Below are 17,539 nucleotides of genomic sequence, written 5' to 3'. Positions count from 1 at the left end.
GAATGGCAACACGAACGATTGTAACTTATCCAGCTGAGGGGCTGGAGCGGAAATGCCGGCCTGTCACTGAATTTGACGGTACATTGGGCACTTTGCTGGATGATATGTACAGCACAATGATTGAAGCGGATGGCGTCGGTATCGCTGCACCACAGGTCGGAGAAGGGATTCGGGCAGCAATCGTCGATTTTGGCGAAGGTCAGGAACCGATTGAAATGATCAACCCGGAACTGATTCATGCCCAAGGTGCTGAGACGGACCTTGAGGGCTGCCTCAGTTTTCCGGGAGTGTACGGCTATGTGGAGCGGCCGGATTATGTCAAAATTCGGGCGCAGGAACGGGACGGTTCCTGGTATGAGCTTGAAGCGGAAGGATATGAAGCCCGCGCCATTCAACATGAAATGGATCATTTGGATGGCATTTTATTTACCGGAAAAATCTCCCGGTATGTAACACAGGAAGAACTGGATGCCATGCTCGAAGAGGAGGCGGAGGAATGACGCGGATTTTGTTCATGGGAACACCGGCGTTTTCAGTGCCAATCCTGCGGATGCTCAAAGAAGAAGGATACGACATCGTCGCGGCTGTAACTCAGCCGGACCGTCCGGTGGGCCGTAAAAAAGTGCTCACCCCGCCGCCCGTCAAGAAAGAAGCGGAGAGGCTGGGCATTCCGGTTCTGCAGCCTGAACGGGTCAGGAACCCGGATGAACTTCAGCAAGTGCTGGCGCTGGCACCTGATTTGATCATCACAGCAGCGTTCGGACAGATTCTGCCGAAAGAATTGCTGGAAGCACCTGAGCTCGGAGCGATCAATGTCCACGCTTCACTGTTGCCGGAGTACCGGGGAGGCGCGCCGATCCATCAGGCTGTCATTGATGGCAAGGAAGAGACCGGCGTGACGATCATGTATATGGCGGAAGCATTGGATGCCGGCGATATCATTTCGCAGGTGACCGTGCCGATCAGTGACGAAGACGATACAGGTTCGCTATTTGAGAAACTGAGTGACGCGGGCAGAGAACTGTTAAAAGAGACGCTGCCGGCAATCATCAATGGAACAAACGAGCGGATTCCCCAGGATGCGTCCTTGGCCACTTTTGCCCGGAATATTACACGGGAACAGGAACGGATTGACTGGACCAAGCCCGCTCGCTCGGTCTTTAATCATGTGCGCGGACTGCATCCATGGCCGGTTGCTTACACCGTGCTGGACGGACAGAATGTGAAAGTCTGGCAGGTGGCAGAAACTGACAGGCAAGAGACGGGAAAACCGGGTGACATCATCGAAGCAACGGATGAAGCGATCTTCGTGCAGACCGGCGCAGGCGTAATCGCCGTGAAGGAATTACAGCTGGCCGGCAAAAAACGGCTGCCTGCCAAAGACTATGCCAATCACCCGAAATTCAAAGCAGGTGGCCATTTCGAATGAAAAAACTCAAACTGAAAGGCAATGTCCGGGACGCCGCTCTGTCGATACTATGGGCAGTCGAAAACCAGCAGGCCTACAGCAACCTGCTGCTGAATGACACAATCAGCAATTATGGACTTGCCGATAAAGATAAGGGGCTTTTGACTGAAATCACATACGGCACCCTTCAGCATCGGATGACACTTGATTTTTATTTGGATCCGTATATTAAGAAAAAGCTGGAGCCGTGGGTTCGGACGCTTCTCCGGCTGTCATTGTATCAGATGGTGTATTTGGATCGTGTGCCTGAACGGGCTGCGATTCATGAAGCGGTGGAAATTGCAAAAAAACGGGGGCATGGCGGTATCGGATCCGTGGTGAATGGCATTCTCCGGTCAATTCAGCGAAACGGGCTTCGGAGTTTGGATGAGATCAACGATCCGACGCTCCGGCTGTCGATAGAAACAAGTCACCCGGAATGGTTGATCCGCCGATGGATCGGTCAGTACGGATTTGATAAAACGAAGGAAATGGCAATTGAAAACAATCTCGTTCCACGGCAGACCGTGCGGGTGAACCTGGCTGCCACCACGACAGAGGATGCCATTCGGGCGCTTGAAGCAGAAGGGCTCTCGGCAGAAAGGAGTCCCCGGATTCCTGAATGTCTGTTTGTATCAGGCGGACAGCCGGCAAAGACTGCTGCTTTTAAGTCCGGGCTCATCACAATTCAGGATGAAAGCTCGATGCTGCCGGTGTATGCGTTGCAGCCTGAACCGGGAATGACGGTTTTGGACATGTGTGCCGCTCCTGGCGGTAAAGCCACGCACATTGCTGAGAAAATGCAGAATACAGGTAAACTGTATGCAATGGATCTGCATCCGCATAAAGTAAAATTGATCGATGAAGCGGCGGCCCGGCTCGGCCACACAATCATTAAGACAGAAGCAGGAGATGCCCGCTCCAGCGGCGAACGTTTTGATGGAATACAGTTCGACCGGATTCTCCTTGACGCTCCATGTTCAGGTCTTGGGGTGATCAAGCGGAAGCCGGATATCAAATATACAAAGTCAGAAACTGATTTCCAGCGGCTGCAGGGAGTGCAGCTGGATTTGCTGAATGAAGCGGTGTATCTGCTGAAACCGCAGGGCATTCTTGTATACAGTACATGTACAGTGGATCAGGAAGAGAACAATGGAACTGTCGCACGTTTTTTAGAGACCCATCCCAATATGGAGCTGATCCCAGCTGCATTGCCGGGATCGCTGCGGGCGGATTCGCCTGTACAGATATTTCCGCAGGACTTTGGCGGTGATGGCTTCTTCGTTGCAGCATTCCAGAAAAGAGAGAGATAAAAGTACACATAGCTGCAAGGGGGCAGGAAGTTGTTTCGGTATACGCTTGAGAGTGATATAGGAAGAAAAAGAGAAGTGAATGAAGACCAGGCAGCTGTCTTGCGCCGTCCAGATGGTCTGTTTCTGGGAATTGTAGCCGACGGCATGGGCGGACACAATGCCGGCGATCTTGCGAGCCGCATGGCAGCTGAAGAGCTTGGCCGGCTGTTTATGGAAGAAGAAGAGACGGCCTTTTTATCAGCTGAAGCAAAAAAGGACTGGCTGCTCCAGTCTGTCAAGCAGATAAACCGGCAGGTGTATAATCATGCTCTGTTGAATCCGGCATGCAGCGGCATGGGCACCACGCTTCTTGCGGCGATTGTAAGCCGTGATGATTGCGTGCTTTGTCATATCGGTGATAGCCGTGCTTATGTATTCGATGGTACCGCCCGCCAGATCACGCGGGATCATACGTATGTGAATCTGCTCGTAGATACCGGTGAGCTCAGTCAGGCGGAGGCCGAAGATCATCCGAAAAAGCATTTAATCATCCGGGCACTCGGAACGGAACCGGATATTGAAGGAGATCTTCTGGAGGTCGAGCTGACCGCTTCCTTGTGCCTGCTTCTGTGCTCGGACGGGCTCAGCAATAAACTGAGCGAAGCGGAAATAGCAGCTGTGCTCCACGGAGAACTGCCGCTCGCAGAAAAAGGAAATGAACTCATCCGGCGGGCCAATGAACTGGGAGGAGAAGATAATATTTCTTTCGTCCTGTTCTGCGCTGATGAGGAGGTGAAAAGGTAATGCTGATTGGAAAGCGGCTGAACGGCCGTTACCGCATTGAAAAGGCAATTGGCGGCGGAGGAATGTCAAATGTTTATCTAGGCCACGACATTATTCTCGACAGAGACGTAGCGATCAAGATCCTCCGGTATGATTTTTCAAATGAAGAAGAATTGCGGTGGCGGTTTCAGCGGGAAGCATTGTCTGCTTCAAGTCTTACGCATACGAATATTGTTAATATATTCGATGTGGGAGAAGAAGGGGATATTCACTTTCTGGTCATGGAATACGTAACAGGTCAGACTTTGAAAGATTATATTGTTCAGCAGGCACCGATTGCTCCTGAAAAAGCGGTTGATATCATGCTGCAGCTGACATCTGCTTTAGCCCATGCCCATCAGAACCAGATTGTCCACCGGGATATCAAACCGCAGAACATCTTGATCGACCGGAACGGCCGTGTGAAAGTAACGGATTTCGGAATCGCGATGGCATTGACTGCGACGTCCTATACACAGACGAATTCAGTGCTCGGCACGGTCCATTATCTTTCTCCTGAACAGGCGCGGGGCGGCACGGCGACAAAGAAGTCGGATATTTATTCACTTGGTATTGTCATGTTTGAACTGCTGACCGGGCAGCTTCCGTTTTCAGGGGAATCAGCTGTATCGATCGCATTGAAGCATTTACAGTCAGATATTCCCTCGCTCCGTTCGATTGTGCCGGATATGCCTCAGAGTCTGGAAAACATTGTGCTGAAGGCGACAGCGAAAGATTTGCAGTACCGGTACGGATCGGTGGAAGCCATGGAAGAAGATTTGACAGAAGCACTTGAAGAGAGCCGGCGAAATGAGCCTAAGTTCATCATTCCGGATGATTCGGATGCGACGAGAGCCATGCCTGCAATCCGGAATACTTCCACCTTTGTTAATGCAGATGAAACGATTGTATTGAAACCGACTCCGCCTGCGCCGGAGGAAGCACCGCCTGTTAAAAAAAGAAAAAAATGGCCATGGATTCTGGCAGGTATTCCGGTGGCTGTGTTGTTGTTGGGTCTGTTCCTGGCTCTTGGATTTCCCCGGCTGTTTGAAGAACCGAGAATTCAGGTGCCGGATGTTACGGGACTGGAGGCTGCAGCTGCAGCGGAAGAACTGGAAGCTGCCGGATTTACAGCAGGACCGGAACGGCAACAGACTTCCGAAGAAGTCGAGGAAGGCATGGTAATCCGGACAGTACCTGAAGCGGGGAAAGAGCGCGTTCAAGAAACAGAGGTGGAGCTGGTTGTCAGTGCAGGCCGGGAACGCGTGGAATTTGAAGATTATACTGGAGAACGTTTCGAGCAGGCAGCTGAACTTCTCCGGAATCTTGGATTCGAGAATGTGGCTCTTCGGGAAGAGTTTTCCGCAGAATCCGAAGGAATCATTTTAAACCAGAATATCGCAGCCGGCAGTGATGTCGTGCCTGGTGAAACCTCTGTGATGTTTACTGTTAGCAAAGGCCAGGACCTGCGGGAAGTAACCGATCTGGTTGGCTTTACCGAAGAAGAGATCAATGATTATGCCCGTTCATCCGGCTTCAACATCCGGATTATCGGGCAGGAATATTCGGATAGTGTAGAACCGGGCCTTGTGCTGGAACAGTACCCGGCAGCTGGAACAGCACTGGAAGCAGGTAGCATGATAGAAGTTGTGCTGTCCCGGGGACCGGAAGCGGCGCCTTTAAAAACATTTATCCAGACAGTGATGATTCCTTACGGAGAAGCACTGGCGCCTGAAGAGCCGGCTGAGGGGGAAACGCCGGAAACCGTGCCGCAGACTGTGCAGATTTTCATCCAGGATCGGAACCAGACGATGGATGCACCGGCTGAGGAATTTACAATTACGGATGATGCTTCACGCCGGATTGAATTGGAAATTGAAGAAGGGCAAATCGGGATGTACCGGATTCTCCGGGATGGAGAAGTGCTGGTGGAGGAATCGATTCCTTATGCAGAAGCCGAATAAAAGGAGGAAGATTATGCCACAAGGGCAGATCAGGAAAGCGCTGAGCGGTTTTTATTACGTAAAAGATGGCGAAAAAGTTATACAATGCCGGGGACGCGGCATTTTCCGCAATCGGCAGATTTCACCGCTGGTCGGTGACTTCGTGGATTACGAAGCGGATAATGATAAAGAAGGCACCATTACACATATTCATGAGCGCAAAAACGAACTTGTCCGTCCGCCCATCGCCAATATCGATCAGGCAATTCTTGTTTTCTCTGCAAAAGAACCGGATTTCCATCCGCTTCTGCTGGATAAGTTCCTGGTGGTCATTGAATCGTTCGATATTACACCGGTCATTATTTTAACGAAGATGGATCTGCCGTCTTCCGATGAAAAAACAACGCTTTCCCGTTTTGCGGAAGACTACCGGAACATCGGGTATGAGGTGTTTACGGTACGAAAAGGAGATACGGCGCTTGCAGAAGAGCTGCTTCCGCTTTTGAACGGGAAAACGAGCGTCCTTGCCGGGCAGTCAGGCGTTGGGAAATCCACGCTTCTCAACACGATTCTGCCGGAGCTCGAACTGAAGACAGCCGAAATTTCCGGTGCGCTGAATCGCGGAAAGCATACAACCCGTCACGTGGAACTGATCGAAGTGAATGGCGGGCTGCTGGCAGATACGCCGGGCTTCAGTTCATTCGATTTTGACCATATTGAAAAAGAAGAGCTGTCTGCCTGCTTTCCGGAAATGGCTGAACGGTCGCCGAACTGTAAGTTCAGGGAGTGCCTGCACACAAATGAACCGAAATGTGCAGTGAAAGCGGCGGTGAAGACTGGAGAGATTCCGGATTACCGCTATGCGGATTACGTGCAGTTTCTTCAGGAAATTACAGATAGAAAGCCGAGGTATTAAGCATGATTAAATTAGCACCGTCGATTTTAGCGGCGGATTTTGCAAAGCTGGGGGAAGAAGTGAAAGAGGCCGAACAGGCAGGGGCGGATTGGATCCATATTGATGTGATGGACGGCCATTTTGTTCCGAACATTTCACTTGGCCCAATTGCCGTCAAAGCCGTACGTCCACTGACTGACCTGCCCCTGGATGTTCACCTGATGATTGAAAACCCTGATCGCTATATCCGGGACTTCACAGAGGCGGGAGCAGATTATATCACCGTCCATGCAGAAGCATGTCCTCATCTTCACCGGACCATCCAATTGATCCGTTCGGAAGGTGCAAAGCCGGGAGTCGTGCTGAATCCCCATACGCCTGTCAGCGCAATCCAGCATATTTTGGAAGATGTGGATCTAGTGCTGCTCATGACCGTCAACCCGGGATTCGGCGGCCAGACTTTCATTCCCTCGGTACTGTCAAAAGTCCGGGAACTGAAAACCATGATCGATGAACGGAACCTGAAAGTTGAAATTCAAATCGACGGCGGCATCAATGAGCAGACCATTGGGCCATGTGTTGAAGCGGGAGCAGGAGTTTTTGTCGCTGGCTCTGCAATCTTCGGAAAAAAAGATCGCCGGGCAGCGCTCCAGGCGATCAAACAGGCGGGGGAGGAAGCCCGTCAGTGATTGCTGTCATTGTGGGCGGAGGTCCTGCTGAAGAGCTTCCGGATCTTACCCAATGGCCGACTGGCCGGTTCATCGGTGCAGATGTCGGCGCGGCCATCCTGCTGAAGCAGGGGATTTCTCTTGAAGCAGCTGTTGGTGATTTCGATTCGATTTCAGTTGAAGATTATGCAGCGCTGGAAAAGGCTGTTCAACATCTGGAAAGACTTCCAGCCGAAAAAGATGAGACGGATATGGAGTTGGCACTGAACCTGGCAGTTGCCTGGAACCCTGAACGAATTGTCGTTACAGGTGTAACCGGCGGCCGGCTGGATCATTTTATCAGTGCGCTTCATGCGGTGTTCGCATGCCAGCTTGCAAATCCTGGAATCGAGGCGATGATTGCGGACAGAAATAACCGGATTCGTTTTCTTGCTCCTGGCATACATACGATGACAGGTGATCCAAACTACCGGTATGTCTCCCTGTACCCGTTTCAGTCGGAAATCACCGGGCTGACATTAAAAGGATTCAAGTACGAGGTTACGGATGAGCGGATTCCGTTTGGCTCTACACGATTCACGAGCAATGAACTTGCCGGAGAAGGCGAAGTTTCAATCGGGACGGGGAACTGTCTGATCATTGAATCCCGGGACGCAGATAAAAAAATGCCAGGCTGACTTTCGTCAGCCTGGCATTTTTCGGGTCGTTCTTATACGCGCTGGACTTTGCCTGATTTCAATGCTCTCGCAGAAACCCACACACGCTTCGGCTTGCCGTCCACAAGGATGCGGACTTTCTGCAGGTTAGCGCCGAATGTACGTTTGTTCGCATTCATCGCGTGAGAGCGGTTGTTTCCGGAGCGGGCTTTACGGCCAGTAACTACACATTCTTTAGCCATGCTGGTACCTCCTCTTATAAGTGAAGCTGAGCTATGCTGAATTCACTTCTTTTTTCATCACATACTATAATAATTTAGCACATGGGCTAAATTATTGCAACAGGTACAGCATACCTTTAAAGAAAAATCCCTTGACACCTTAATTCAGACGCTTTTAATATAAAGACGGTTCATGTAGAATAAAAGAAGTGAAAAAGGACTAGCGGGGAGGAATTCCGATGTCGGTTGAAATCAGCAACGATTACGGAAAAATTGATATTTCCAATGACGTCATCACCCAAATAGCAGGCGGGGCTGCTGTGGAATGCTATGGCATTGTCGGCATGGCGACGAAAAATCAGATCCGGGATGGTCTGACAGATATCCTGCGCAAAGAGAATTTTGCTAAAGGTGTCATTGTCCGGCAGGAAGCGGATAACCTCATCATTGATATGTACGTTATTGTCAGCTACGGCACAAAAATCTCCGAAGTGGCATATCAAGTTCAGTCAACAGTAAAATATACCATTCAGAAACTGCTCGGCCTGCCAATCAAGGCAGTAAATATTCATGTCCAGGGTGTCCGTGTGACGAACCCATAAGAGGAGGCAATTGTTTTATGAAGTCAATAGACGGAATTCAATTCGCTGAAATGGTGAGGATGGGTGCACACCACCTTCATCAGAATGCGGATTACGTTGATACACTGAATGTGTTCCCGGTGCCGGATGGCGATACAGGGACGAATATGAACCTTTCCATGTCTTCAGGAGCAAAGGAGACGGAAGCGCAGACAGATGCGCATATCGGAAAAACGGCACAGGCACTGTCAAAAGGACTTCTAATGGGTGCACGCGGTAATTCCGGTGTGATTTTGTCCCAGCTGTTCCGGGGATTTGGAAAAGAAATCACAAATGACGCTGAACTGTCGCCCCGCCGGCTGGCAGAAGGACTGCAGCATGGCGTCGATACTGCATATAAAGCAGTTATGAAGCCAGTGGAAGGCACGATTCTGACAGTGGCAAAAGATGCTGCGAAAAAGGCAGTTGAACTGGCTGACAAGGAGCAGGATATCATCCGGCTGTTTGAAGCGACTGTTGAAGAAGCGAAAGCTTCACTGCAGCGGACACCGGATCTGCTTCCTGTACTGAAGGAAGTCGGTGTGGTCGACAGCGGCGGACAGGGGCTCGTTTATGTATATGAAGGCTTTCTGGCGGCATTGAAGGGTGAAAAGCTGCCGGAACGGCAAGACATGAAGTCAATGGACGATATGGTGAAAACAGAACATCACAAAAGTGTCGCGGGCTTCATGAATACAGACGAAATCGAGTTCGGCTACTGCACGGAATTCATGGTGAAGTTTGAAGATGGAAAAAAGGCGTTTGACGAAGAAGCATTCCGCAATGATCTGAGTGTGTATGGCGATTCCTTGCTTGTTATCTCTGATGAAGAGATTGCAAAAGTCCATGTTCATGCCGAAGAACCCGGAAAAGTGCTGACATACGGCCAGCAGTATGGCAGTCTCATCTCGATGAAAATCGAAAATATGCGCCAGCAGCATACGGATATTGTCGGGGAAGGCCATCAGAAAGAGGCTGTGAAACCGGCAGAGACGCACCCGTATGCAGTTGTGACTGTCGCAATGGGAGAGGGGATCGCGGAACTCTTGAAAAGCATCGGGGCATCAACAGTCATCGAAGGCGGTCAGACGATGAACCCCTCAACAGAAGATATTGTGAAAGCCATCCAGGCGGTCGGCGCTGAGCGGGTGCTGATCCTGCCGAACAATAAGAACATCATCATGGCTGCTGAGCAGGCTGCAGAAGTTGCAGGCATCGAAGCCGCTGTTGTGCCGACGAAGAATGTGCCACAAGGCATGGCGGCCCTGCTCGCTTTCAATCCTGAGGCTTCTGTCGAAAATAATCGGGATGCAATGACAGATGCTGCTTCTCTTGTAAAAACCGGCCAGGTGACCCATGCTGTCCGTGATACATCAATCGATGGCATCGAGATTAAAAAAGATGATTTTATGGGCATTGCAGAAAGCAAAATTGTTATCGCTGCTCCGGAACTGAAGAATGTAGCCCAAGAGCTGCTCCGTCAGTTAATTGACGAGGAATCAGAGATCGTTACGATTCTTTATGGCGAAGATTCCACGGAAAAGGCAGCTAAGGAACTGGCCGAATTCATTGGAACGCTGAATGATGAAGCGGAAGTTGAAATTCATCATGGGCGGCAGCCGCTTTATCCATACATTTTCTCAATCGAATGAACGGAAAGACACATATGATGCTGTTGAAAGCAGCTAAAGGACCTGGGAGTTTGGTGTTTGCCAAATGCCTGGGTCCTTTGCTATGTTCCGGGCCTTTCCGCTATCCCAAAAGATGAGAAGGAGCAGGAGCAGGCTGGAGACGGACTTTTATGATTGAGCGCGGTATCATCTTTTCTTTCACTGGGGAAACGAGTATACTTAAAAGGTCAGAACGCTTGTTCTCTTTTCGAAACCATGTGTGAAACAACAAGAGGAAGAGACTTTACGCCGAGCACTGTATGCGCTTTCGTCATTTTTGAATAATCTTCCGGGTTCATGTAAAATAGGGGGAGATAAGAACACGCAAAAGCGAGGGGTATGGGCATGAAGTACAAGTCAGTTTTCGATATAATCGGTCCGGTGATGATCGGTCCGTCTTCATCACATACAGCAGGTGCTGCCCGGATTGGACGGGTGGCGCGGGATTTGTTTGGCCGTCAGCCGAAGTGGGCCCGGATTCATTTATACGGCTCGTTCGCTGAGACGTATAAAGGACATGGCACCGATGTGGCCATCATTGGCGGTCTGCTTGATTATGACACCTTTGATGAACGGATAAAAACGTCTTTTGAAGAAGCTGAAAGAGCCGGATTGACGTATAAATTCATTCCTGAAACAGGAAATGTGGATCATCCGAACACAGCCCGCATTGAAATGGGAGATGAGGAATCGGAAATGTCGCTCACCGGCATTTCAATCGGAGGGGGAACGATTGAAGTGACCGAGCTGAACGGATTTCCGCTCCGCCTGTCCGGGGGGCATTCCGCATTGCTTGTCGTCCATGACGACCGGGCTGGATGTATTGCAAATGTAGCGAATTGCCTGGCGAGGTATGATATTAATATCGGCCATATGGAAGTGTCGCGACGGGAAAGAGGGCAGATGGCGTTAATGGTCATTGAAGTCGATCAGCGGATTGACCAGGATGTGCTGGGTGAAATTGCACTACTGCCCAATATTACGCAAGTGACGAAAATCGCGGGCTGAAGGAGAGGTCGGAATGGACGTATTATTCCGCAATGTGCGGGAATTAGTGGAAATTGCAGAACAGGAAGATAAATTGATTTCAGAAATCATGCTCGAGCAGGAAGAACTGATCAGCGGACGTACCCGGGAAGAAATCATGGGTCAGATGGACCGCAACTTGACAGTTATGGAAGAGGCGGTTGAAAAAGGGCTGAAGGGAGTCCGTTCGTTCTCCGGTCTGACCGGCGGTGACGCAGTTCTGCTGCAGCAGTATATTGATAAAGGAAATACGCTGGCAGGTGATCTGCTTTTGGACGCTGTCAGCAAAGCGGTCGCGACGAATGAAGTGAATGCTGCCATGGGAACGATCTGCGCAACGCCGACAGCAGGATCAGCAGGGGTCGTGCCCGGCACATTATTCGCAGTAAAAAACAAGTTGAACCCGACGCGTGAACAGATGATCCGTTATTTATTCACATCAGGTGCATTCGGCTATGTCGTAGCAAATAACGCATCAATTTCCGGTGCAGCAGGCGGCTGCCAGGCCGAAGTTGGCTCAGCTTCTGCAATGGCTGCTGCAGCCATCGTTGAAATGGCGGGCGGAACAGCTCAGCAGAGTGCGGAAGCCTTCTCGATTACATTGAAAAACATGCTGGGACTTGTATGTGATCCAGTGGCAGGCCTTGTAGAAGTGCCATGTGTGAAAAGAAATGCAATGGGGGCATCAAATGCAGTGGTGGCAGCCGACATGGCACTTGCCGGTGTAACCAGCCGGATACCGACGGATGAAGTGATTGATGCTATGTTTAAAATCGGCCAGACAATGCCGACAGCATTAAAAGAGACAGCCAAAGGCGGTTTGGCTGCCACACCAACCGGAAAATGGCTGGAGGCGAAGATTTTTGGCACAGCAGCTGCCGGATACAGCAATTAACATACCGGTCACTGTACTGAAAGGTGTCGGGAAAGCAGCCGCTGAAAGCCTCGCGGAAATGCAGATTGAAACGATAGAAGATCTGATCATGACATTTCCGTACCGCCACGAGGATTTTCAGCTGAAAGACCTGGCGGATACGCCGCATAACGAGCGGGTTACGGTTGAAGGAAGGGTCGAAGCCGAGCCTTCTGTTCTTTTTTTAGGCAAGAAGAAATCCCGGACACAGGTGCGGCTGCTCGTCGGCAGGCACCTGATTAAGGCTGTCTTTTTTAATCAGCCTTATGTCCGCAATAAATTGGCGATCGGTTCTGTTGCGACAATCACCGGCAAGTGGGATCGCGGCCGCCAAGTGATAACTGTCACAAGCCATACGCTTGGACCACGGACGGACGGCCAGGACTTTGAACCGGTATACAGCCTGAAAGGTGCGATTCAGCAGCGGACGTTCCGCAAGCTGATGCGTCAAGCACTCGATATGGCAAAAGAAGGGATGGAAGACTGCCTCCCGCAGCGCTATTTGGATGAGTATCAGCTGGTGTCAGTGGCTGATGCTCTTGAATGGGTGCATTTTCCGCCGGATGGAGAAGCGCTCAAAAAAGCGCGCCGCCGTTTCGTCTATGAAGAACTGCTGCTGTTTCAATTGAAAATGCAGGTGCTCAAGAAACGGAACCGGGAAGCGGAAGGCGGTTCCCGCATCGACTATAATAATGATGAACTGCGGCGATTTATTGCAAGTCTGCCATTCGAGCTGACGGGTGCGCAAAAACGGGCGGTCAATGAAATTTGCCGCGACTTGAAAGATCCGTATCGGATGAACCGGCTGTTGCAGGGAGATGTCGGTTCCGGGAAAACGGTCGTGGCAGCGATTGCGGTATTTGCCGGTTTCACGGCGGGTATGCAAAGCGCGCTGATGGCACCGACTGAAATCCTGGCAGAACAGCATGCTTCCACTATTGAGGAGTGGTTCCGGCCATTCGGACTTAATATCGCGCTCCTTACCGGCTCGATCAAGGGCAGCAAGCGGAAAGTGCTGCAGCAGCAGCTGGCAGCCGGCGAAATCGATCTGCTGATCGGCACCCATGCGCTCATACAGCCGGAAGTGAAGTTCAAGAATCTCGGTCTTGTGATTACAGACGAACAGCACCGGTTCGGCGTTGATCAGCGGCGGGTGCTGCGGGATAAGGGATATAATCCGGACACTCTTTTCATGACGGCCACGCCGATTCCGCGGACGCTGGCCATTTCGGCGTTCGGTGAAATGGATATCTCGGTCATTGATGAAATGCCGGCAGGAAGAAAAGAGATCCAGACATTCTGGACAAAAAAAGAATTATTCGGAAAAGTGATTGGACGGATGGAACAGGAGCTTCAGGCCGGCAGGCAGGCCTATGTCATCTGCCCGCTGATTGAAGAATCCGATAAACTGGATTACCAAAATGCCGTAGAATTATACGGTCAGCTGTCTGAAGTGTTCCGGAACAAGTATAAAGTCGGTCTGATGCATGGCCGTCTCCATCCCGATGAAAAAGAAGAAGTGATGAGGTTATTCAGCATAGGCGAAATTTCAGTGCTGGTTTCGACCACTGTAGTGGAAGTCGGGGTTAACGTGCCGAACGCCACTTTCATGCTGATCTACGATGCGGAGCGGTTTGGTCTTGCTCAGCTGCATCAGCTTCGGGGCCGGGTCGGACGCGGAAGCGAACAATCGTACTGTGTGCTGCTGGCGGACCCGAAAACGGAAGACGGAAAAGAGCGGATGAGTTCCATGACGGAAACGAATGATGGATTTGTGCTTGCTGAAAAGGACTTGAAACTCCGGGGGCCGGGTGACTTCTTTGGAAGAAAGCAGAGCGGCATTCCGGAATTCCGCATGGCCGATCTTGTCCATGACTACCGGGCGCTGGAAATCGCCAGGAAAGATGCGGAAAATTTAGTGAACAGCGATGAATTCTGGACGGGCGATGAGACGGCCTGCCTGCGGACGCACCTTGAAAGTTCGGGTGTGCTGACCGCGGAACGTCTCGATTAAGAGTGCAGGGATGGAAACTCCTTGCATTCTTTTTTTTGTCTTTATATACTCATATTAGTACCAAGTGCTAATAGCGGTGGTGGCCAAACATGAAAAAACCGAAGAAAGAGCGTCAGCAGGCGCTGATACATACGATTCAAGATAATCCCTTTGTCACCGATGAAGCGTTGGCAGCTGATTTTGGTGTGAGTGTTCAAACCATCCGGCTGGACCGGATGGAACTCGCGATTCCGGAGCTTCGGGAGCGGATTAAGCATGTAGCGGTCCAGACATTTGAAGATGAAGTGAAATCTCTTCCGATCCATGAAGTGATCGGAGAAATCATCGACATTGATCTGGATGACCGGGCAATTTCAATTTTTGACGTGCAGAATGAACATGTATTCCAGCGCAATCAGATTGCGCGGGGCCATCATTTATTTGCGCAGGCCAACTCACTTGCAGTTGCTGTGATGAATGATGAGCTGGCACTGACCGTCCGGTCGGACCTGCGTTTTCTGCGGCCGGTAAAAGCCGGCCAGCGGGTTGTGGCCAAAGCGGAGGTGACCGGGCGGGAGCCGAAACGGAACCGGGCATTTGTCCGGGTGATTTCAACAGTGGATCAGGTTCCTGTATTTACAGGAGAATTTGAAATGTATCGCATGACACAAGAGGATGAAGGTGACAGCAATGAAAATCGCAGTTGATGGAATGGGCGGCGACAATGCGCCCCAGGAGATTATAGCAGGCGCTCTACTCGCGCTTGATGAATACCCTGACCTTGAAATCCGGCTGTACGGCCGGCAGGAAGCGATGAAGCCTTATTTGAAGGAACATGACCGGCTGACAATCATCGATTGTACAGAAGTCATTGAGCCGGAAGATGACCCGGTAAGATCAGTGAAACGGAAAAAAGATGCCTCCATGGTGCGCATGGCCCAAGCTGTAAAAGATGGAGAGGCGGACGGTTGTGTGTCCGCCGGTAATACAGGGGCGCTGATGGCGGCCGGACTGTTTGTAGTCGGCCGGATAGCGGGCGTGGACCGGCCGGCGCTTGCGCCGACATTGCCGACAGTCGACGGCAAAGGATTCGTTATGCTCGATCTTGGCGCCAATGCCGAGGCGCGGCCGGAGCATCTCGTGCAGTACGCCGTAATGGCAAGCATTTATGCAGAAAAAGTACGCGGCATTTCCAACCCGACTGTCGGTCTTCTGAATATCGGGACCGAAGAAAAAAAGGGAAACGAACTTACGAAGGCGACTTATCCGTTGCTGCGTGAAGCGCCGGTAAACTTTATCGGCAATGTCGAGTCGCGTGAATTGCTGAACGGTGTTGCGGATGTGGTCGTGACCGACGGATTTACAGGTAATATCGTGCTGAAGACAATCGAAGGCACGGCGATGAGCCTGTTTTCCATGATTAAAGATGTATTCACTTCGTCAGCGAAAACGAAAATTTCGGCCCTCCTTGTCAAAAATGAATTGAGCGGGCTGAAATCCATGCTTGATTACAGTGAATATGGCGGCGCCGCGCTGTTCGGCTTGAAAGCGCCGGTCATCAAAGCGCACGGTTCTTCAAATGCCAATGCGCTGTTTAATGCAATCCGACAGACACGGACAATGATCGAAAGTGATGTGGCAGGGACGATTCACCGGACATTGAAAGGAGACGCAGAAAAATGACGAAAATCGCTTTTATTTTTCCGGGACAAGGGTCCCAGTCAATCGGAATGGGTGCGTCTTTTTCAGAAGATGAACGAAGCCGGTCCTTTTTCGATCAGGCGGACGAGGCGCTCGGTTTTTCTTTGTCGCAGCTGATTCAGGAAGGGCCGCAGGAAGAGCTGACGCTTACATATAATGCCCAGCCGGCATTACTGACGGTCAGTGCACTGATTGCAGAGCGGCTGGAGCGGGCAGGCATTAAACCGGATTATACTGCCGGTCACAGTTTAGGTGAATATAGTGCGCTCGTGGCTTCCGGTGTGCTGACGTTCAAAGAAGCGGTGGATGCTGTGTACCAGCGGGGACTGCTGATGAATGAAGCGGTGCCTGCAGGAAAAGGTGCGATGGCAGCTGTGCTCGGTCTCGGTGCCAAGGAGCTGGCCCGCGTTACGGATGAAGTGACAGCGGATGGCCAGTCAGTACAGCTGGCGAATATTAATTGTCCGGGTCAGATTGTGATCTCCGGTACAAAAGAAGGTGTGGAACGTGCTTCTGCACTGGCAAAAGAGCAGGGAGCGAAGCGGGCGATTCCGCTGGATGTCAGCGGGCCTTTCCATTCCGAGCTGATGGAACCGGCCTCTGAAGGCTTGAGAAAGACACTGGATGCAATCGATCTGGCCAAAGCTGAACCGCCGGTGATTTCCAATGTGACAGCCCAGCCGGTCACTGAGCCGGCTGAAATCCGGGATTTGCTTGTCCGGCAGCTTTATTCACCGGTACAGTGGGAACAGTCGGTCCGGGAAATGATATCCCAGGGCGTTACAGTATTTATTGAAGCAGGGCCCGGAAAAGTGCTGAGCGGCCTCGTGAAAAAAATCGACCGGTCTGTTAAAGTGATTCCGGTATTCGATGAAGAAACGCTTGAAAAGGCAGTAGAGGAGCTGACACAATGAAACTTGAAGGGAAAACCGCAATTGTGACCGGGGGCTCAAGAGGAATCGGCGCGGCCATTGCCAGGCTGCTTGCTTCCGAAGGTGCAAAAGTGGTTGTGAATTACAGCGGCAGCCGGGAAAAAGCAGAAGCGGTTGCAGAAGATATCCGGATCGGCGGCGGAGAAGCATTCGTTTTCCAGGCGGATGTCGCCGATTCAGAAGCAGTGAAAGCTATGACCGACGAAACGCTTCAACGATTCGGGTCGATCGATATCCTCGTCAATAATGCAGGTATCACCCGGGATAATCTGCTGATGCGCATGAAGGAAAATGAGTGGGATGACGTAATCAACACCAATTTAAAAGGCGTATTCGTCACGACGAAAGCGGTGACACGTCAGATGATGAAGCAGCGGAGCGGACGAATTGTGAACATCGCTTCCATTGTCGGTATTTCCGGCAATCCGGGGCAGGCAAATTATGTCGCTGCCAAAGCCGGTGTCATCGGACTCACGAAGACTGCTGCCAAAGAGCTGGCTTCCCGCGGCATTACGGTCAACGCTGTAGCGCCGGGCTTCATTACAACGGATATGACTAAGAAGCTGGATGAAACGGTGCAGAAGACAATGCTGAATCAAATTCCGTTAAGCCGTTTTGGTGATCCGAAGGATGTAGCGAAATCGGTACTGTTTTTAGCATCGGATGATGCATCTTATATGACGGGTCAGACACTTCATGTGGATGGCGGCATGGTGATGTGACCTTTCTGCTGATATACT

18 protein-coding genes are annotated in these 17,539 nt (G+C 51.1%); 17 read left to right on the top strand and 1 reads right to left on the bottom strand.

The genetic code is table 11. The features are described 5' to 3' along the window. Positions 1-2 precede the first annotated feature (2 nt). Genes def through B0X71_RS12120 form a run of 8 tightly spaced genes read left to right on the top strand, consistent with a single transcriptional unit; the run spans position 3 to position 7,744 of the window. Positions 3-500, top strand: a complete 498-nt coding sequence (def, locus tag B0X71_RS12155) for a peptide deformylase (RefSeq protein ID WP_077589666.1) — start codon at positions 3-5, stop codon at positions 498-500. After that, the gene (gene fmt / locus B0X71_RS12150; protein ID WP_077589665.1) at positions 497-1,429 is read left to right on the top strand and encodes a methionyl-tRNA formyltransferase; all 933 of its coding nucleotides are present in this window, start codon (positions 497-499) and stop codon (positions 1,427-1,429) included. The genes def and fmt overlap by 4 nt, the downstream gene beginning before the upstream one ends. Beyond that, a complete protein-coding gene (gene rsmB / locus B0X71_RS12145) occupies positions 1,426-2,760 on the top strand; it encodes a 16S rRNA (cytosine(967)-C(5))-methyltransferase RsmB (RefSeq protein WP_077589664.1) in 1,335 nt (444 codons plus the stop codon). Before fmt ends, rsmB begins: the two co-directional genes overlap by 4 nt. Before the next feature lie 30 nt (positions 2,761-2,790). After that, positions 2,791-3,543, top strand: coding sequence for a Stp1/IreP family PP2C-type Ser/Thr phosphatase (locus B0X71_RS12140; RefSeq protein ID WP_077589663.1), 753 nt, complete (start codon positions 2,791-2,793; stop codon positions 3,541-3,543). Beyond that, positions 3,543-5,525, top strand: a complete 1,983-nt coding sequence (gene pknB / locus B0X71_RS12135) for a Stk1 family PASTA domain-containing Ser/Thr kinase (RefSeq protein WP_077589662.1) — start codon at positions 3,543-3,545, stop codon at positions 5,523-5,525. The genes B0X71_RS12140 and pknB overlap by 1 nt, the downstream gene beginning before the upstream one ends. Before the next feature lie 13 nt (positions 5,526-5,538). Then, on the top strand, positions 5,539-6,420 hold the full coding sequence (gene rsgA / locus B0X71_RS12130) for a ribosome small subunit-dependent GTPase A (protein ID WP_077589661.1): 882 nt from the start codon (positions 5,539-5,541) through the stop codon (positions 6,418-6,420). 2 nt (positions 6,421-6,422) lie between these two features. After that, a complete protein-coding gene (rpe, locus tag B0X71_RS12125; RefSeq protein ID WP_077589660.1) occupies positions 6,423-7,088 on the top strand; it encodes a ribulose-phosphate 3-epimerase in 666 nt (221 codons plus the stop codon). Then, positions 7,085-7,744 carry a thiamine diphosphokinase gene (locus tag B0X71_RS12120; RefSeq protein ID WP_077589659.1) on the top strand — a complete coding sequence of 220 codons (660 nt, stop codon included), beginning with the start codon at positions 7,085-7,087 and terminating at the stop codon, positions 7,742-7,744. Before rpe ends, B0X71_RS12120 begins: the two co-directional genes overlap by 4 nt. Positions 7,745-7,776: 32 nt before the next feature. Here the strand turns inward: B0X71_RS12120 and rpmB are convergent, their stop codons facing one another. Beyond that, entirely contained in the window at positions 7,777-7,965 is a 189-nt protein-coding gene (gene rpmB, locus B0X71_RS12115) for a 50S ribosomal protein L28 (RefSeq protein WP_077589658.1), read from the bottom strand. A gap of 218 nt (positions 7,966-8,183) precedes the next feature. Between rpmB and B0X71_RS12110 the strand changes: the two genes are divergently transcribed. From B0X71_RS12110 to fabG, 9 genes are all read left to right on the top strand, one after another. Beyond that, complete coding sequence (locus tag B0X71_RS12110) at positions 8,184-8,546, top strand: Asp23/Gls24 family envelope stress response protein (protein WP_077589657.1); 363 nt, start codon at positions 8,184-8,186, stop codon at positions 8,544-8,546. Between the two features lie 17 nt (positions 8,547-8,563). Then, positions 8,564-10,216, top strand: a complete 1,653-nt coding sequence (locus B0X71_RS12105; RefSeq protein WP_077589656.1) for a DAK2 domain-containing protein — start codon at positions 8,564-8,566, stop codon at positions 10,214-10,216. A gap of 363 nt (positions 10,217-10,579) precedes the next feature. After that, positions 10,580-11,242 carry an L-serine ammonia-lyase, iron-sulfur-dependent subunit beta gene (gene sdaAB / locus B0X71_RS12100; RefSeq protein ID WP_077590988.1) on the top strand — a complete coding sequence of 221 codons (663 nt, stop codon included), beginning with the start codon at positions 10,580-10,582 and terminating at the stop codon, positions 11,240-11,242. Positions 11,243-11,255: 13 nt separating this feature from the next. Further along, positions 11,256-12,155, top strand: coding sequence for an L-serine ammonia-lyase, iron-sulfur-dependent, subunit alpha (gene sdaAA, locus B0X71_RS12095; protein WP_077589655.1), 900 nt, complete (start codon positions 11,256-11,258; stop codon positions 12,153-12,155). Further along, positions 12,124-14,187: an ATP-dependent DNA helicase RecG gene (gene recG, locus B0X71_RS12090; protein ID WP_232336689.1), complete on the top strand. Its 2,064-nt coding sequence runs from the start codon at positions 12,124-12,126 to the stop codon at positions 14,185-14,187. Before sdaAA ends, recG begins: the two co-directional genes overlap by 32 nt. An 89-nt stretch (positions 14,188-14,276) precedes the next feature. Then, the gene (fapR, locus tag B0X71_RS12085; RefSeq protein ID WP_077589654.1) at positions 14,277-14,873 is read left to right on the top strand and encodes a transcription factor FapR; all 597 of its coding nucleotides are present in this window, start codon (positions 14,277-14,279) and stop codon (positions 14,871-14,873) included. Then, positions 14,857-15,849 (top strand): phosphate acyltransferase PlsX, encoded by a 993-nt coding sequence (gene plsX, locus B0X71_RS12080; RefSeq protein ID WP_077590986.1) that lies wholly within the window; start codon positions 14,857-14,859, stop codon positions 15,847-15,849. The genes fapR and plsX overlap by 17 nt, the downstream gene beginning before the upstream one ends. Continuing rightward, positions 15,846-16,781, top strand: coding sequence for an ACP S-malonyltransferase (gene fabD / locus B0X71_RS12075; RefSeq protein WP_077589653.1), 936 nt, complete (start codon positions 15,846-15,848; stop codon positions 16,779-16,781). Before plsX ends, fabD begins: the two co-directional genes overlap by 4 nt. Beyond that, positions 16,778-17,521 (top strand): 3-oxoacyl-[acyl-carrier-protein] reductase, encoded by a 744-nt coding sequence (gene fabG / locus B0X71_RS12070; protein ID WP_077589652.1) that lies wholly within the window; start codon positions 16,778-16,780, stop codon positions 17,519-17,521. The genes fabD and fabG overlap by 4 nt, the downstream gene beginning before the upstream one ends. Positions 17,522-17,539 lie beyond the last annotated feature (18 nt).

Source organism: Planococcus lenghuensis, from assembly GCF_001999905.1.
Lineage (GTDB): Bacteria > Bacillota > Bacilli > Bacillales_A > Planococcaceae > Indiicoccus > Indiicoccus lenghuensis.
The sequence above is the reverse complement of the archived record's forward strand: the minus strand, read 5'-3'. Positions and strand labels throughout refer to the sequence as shown.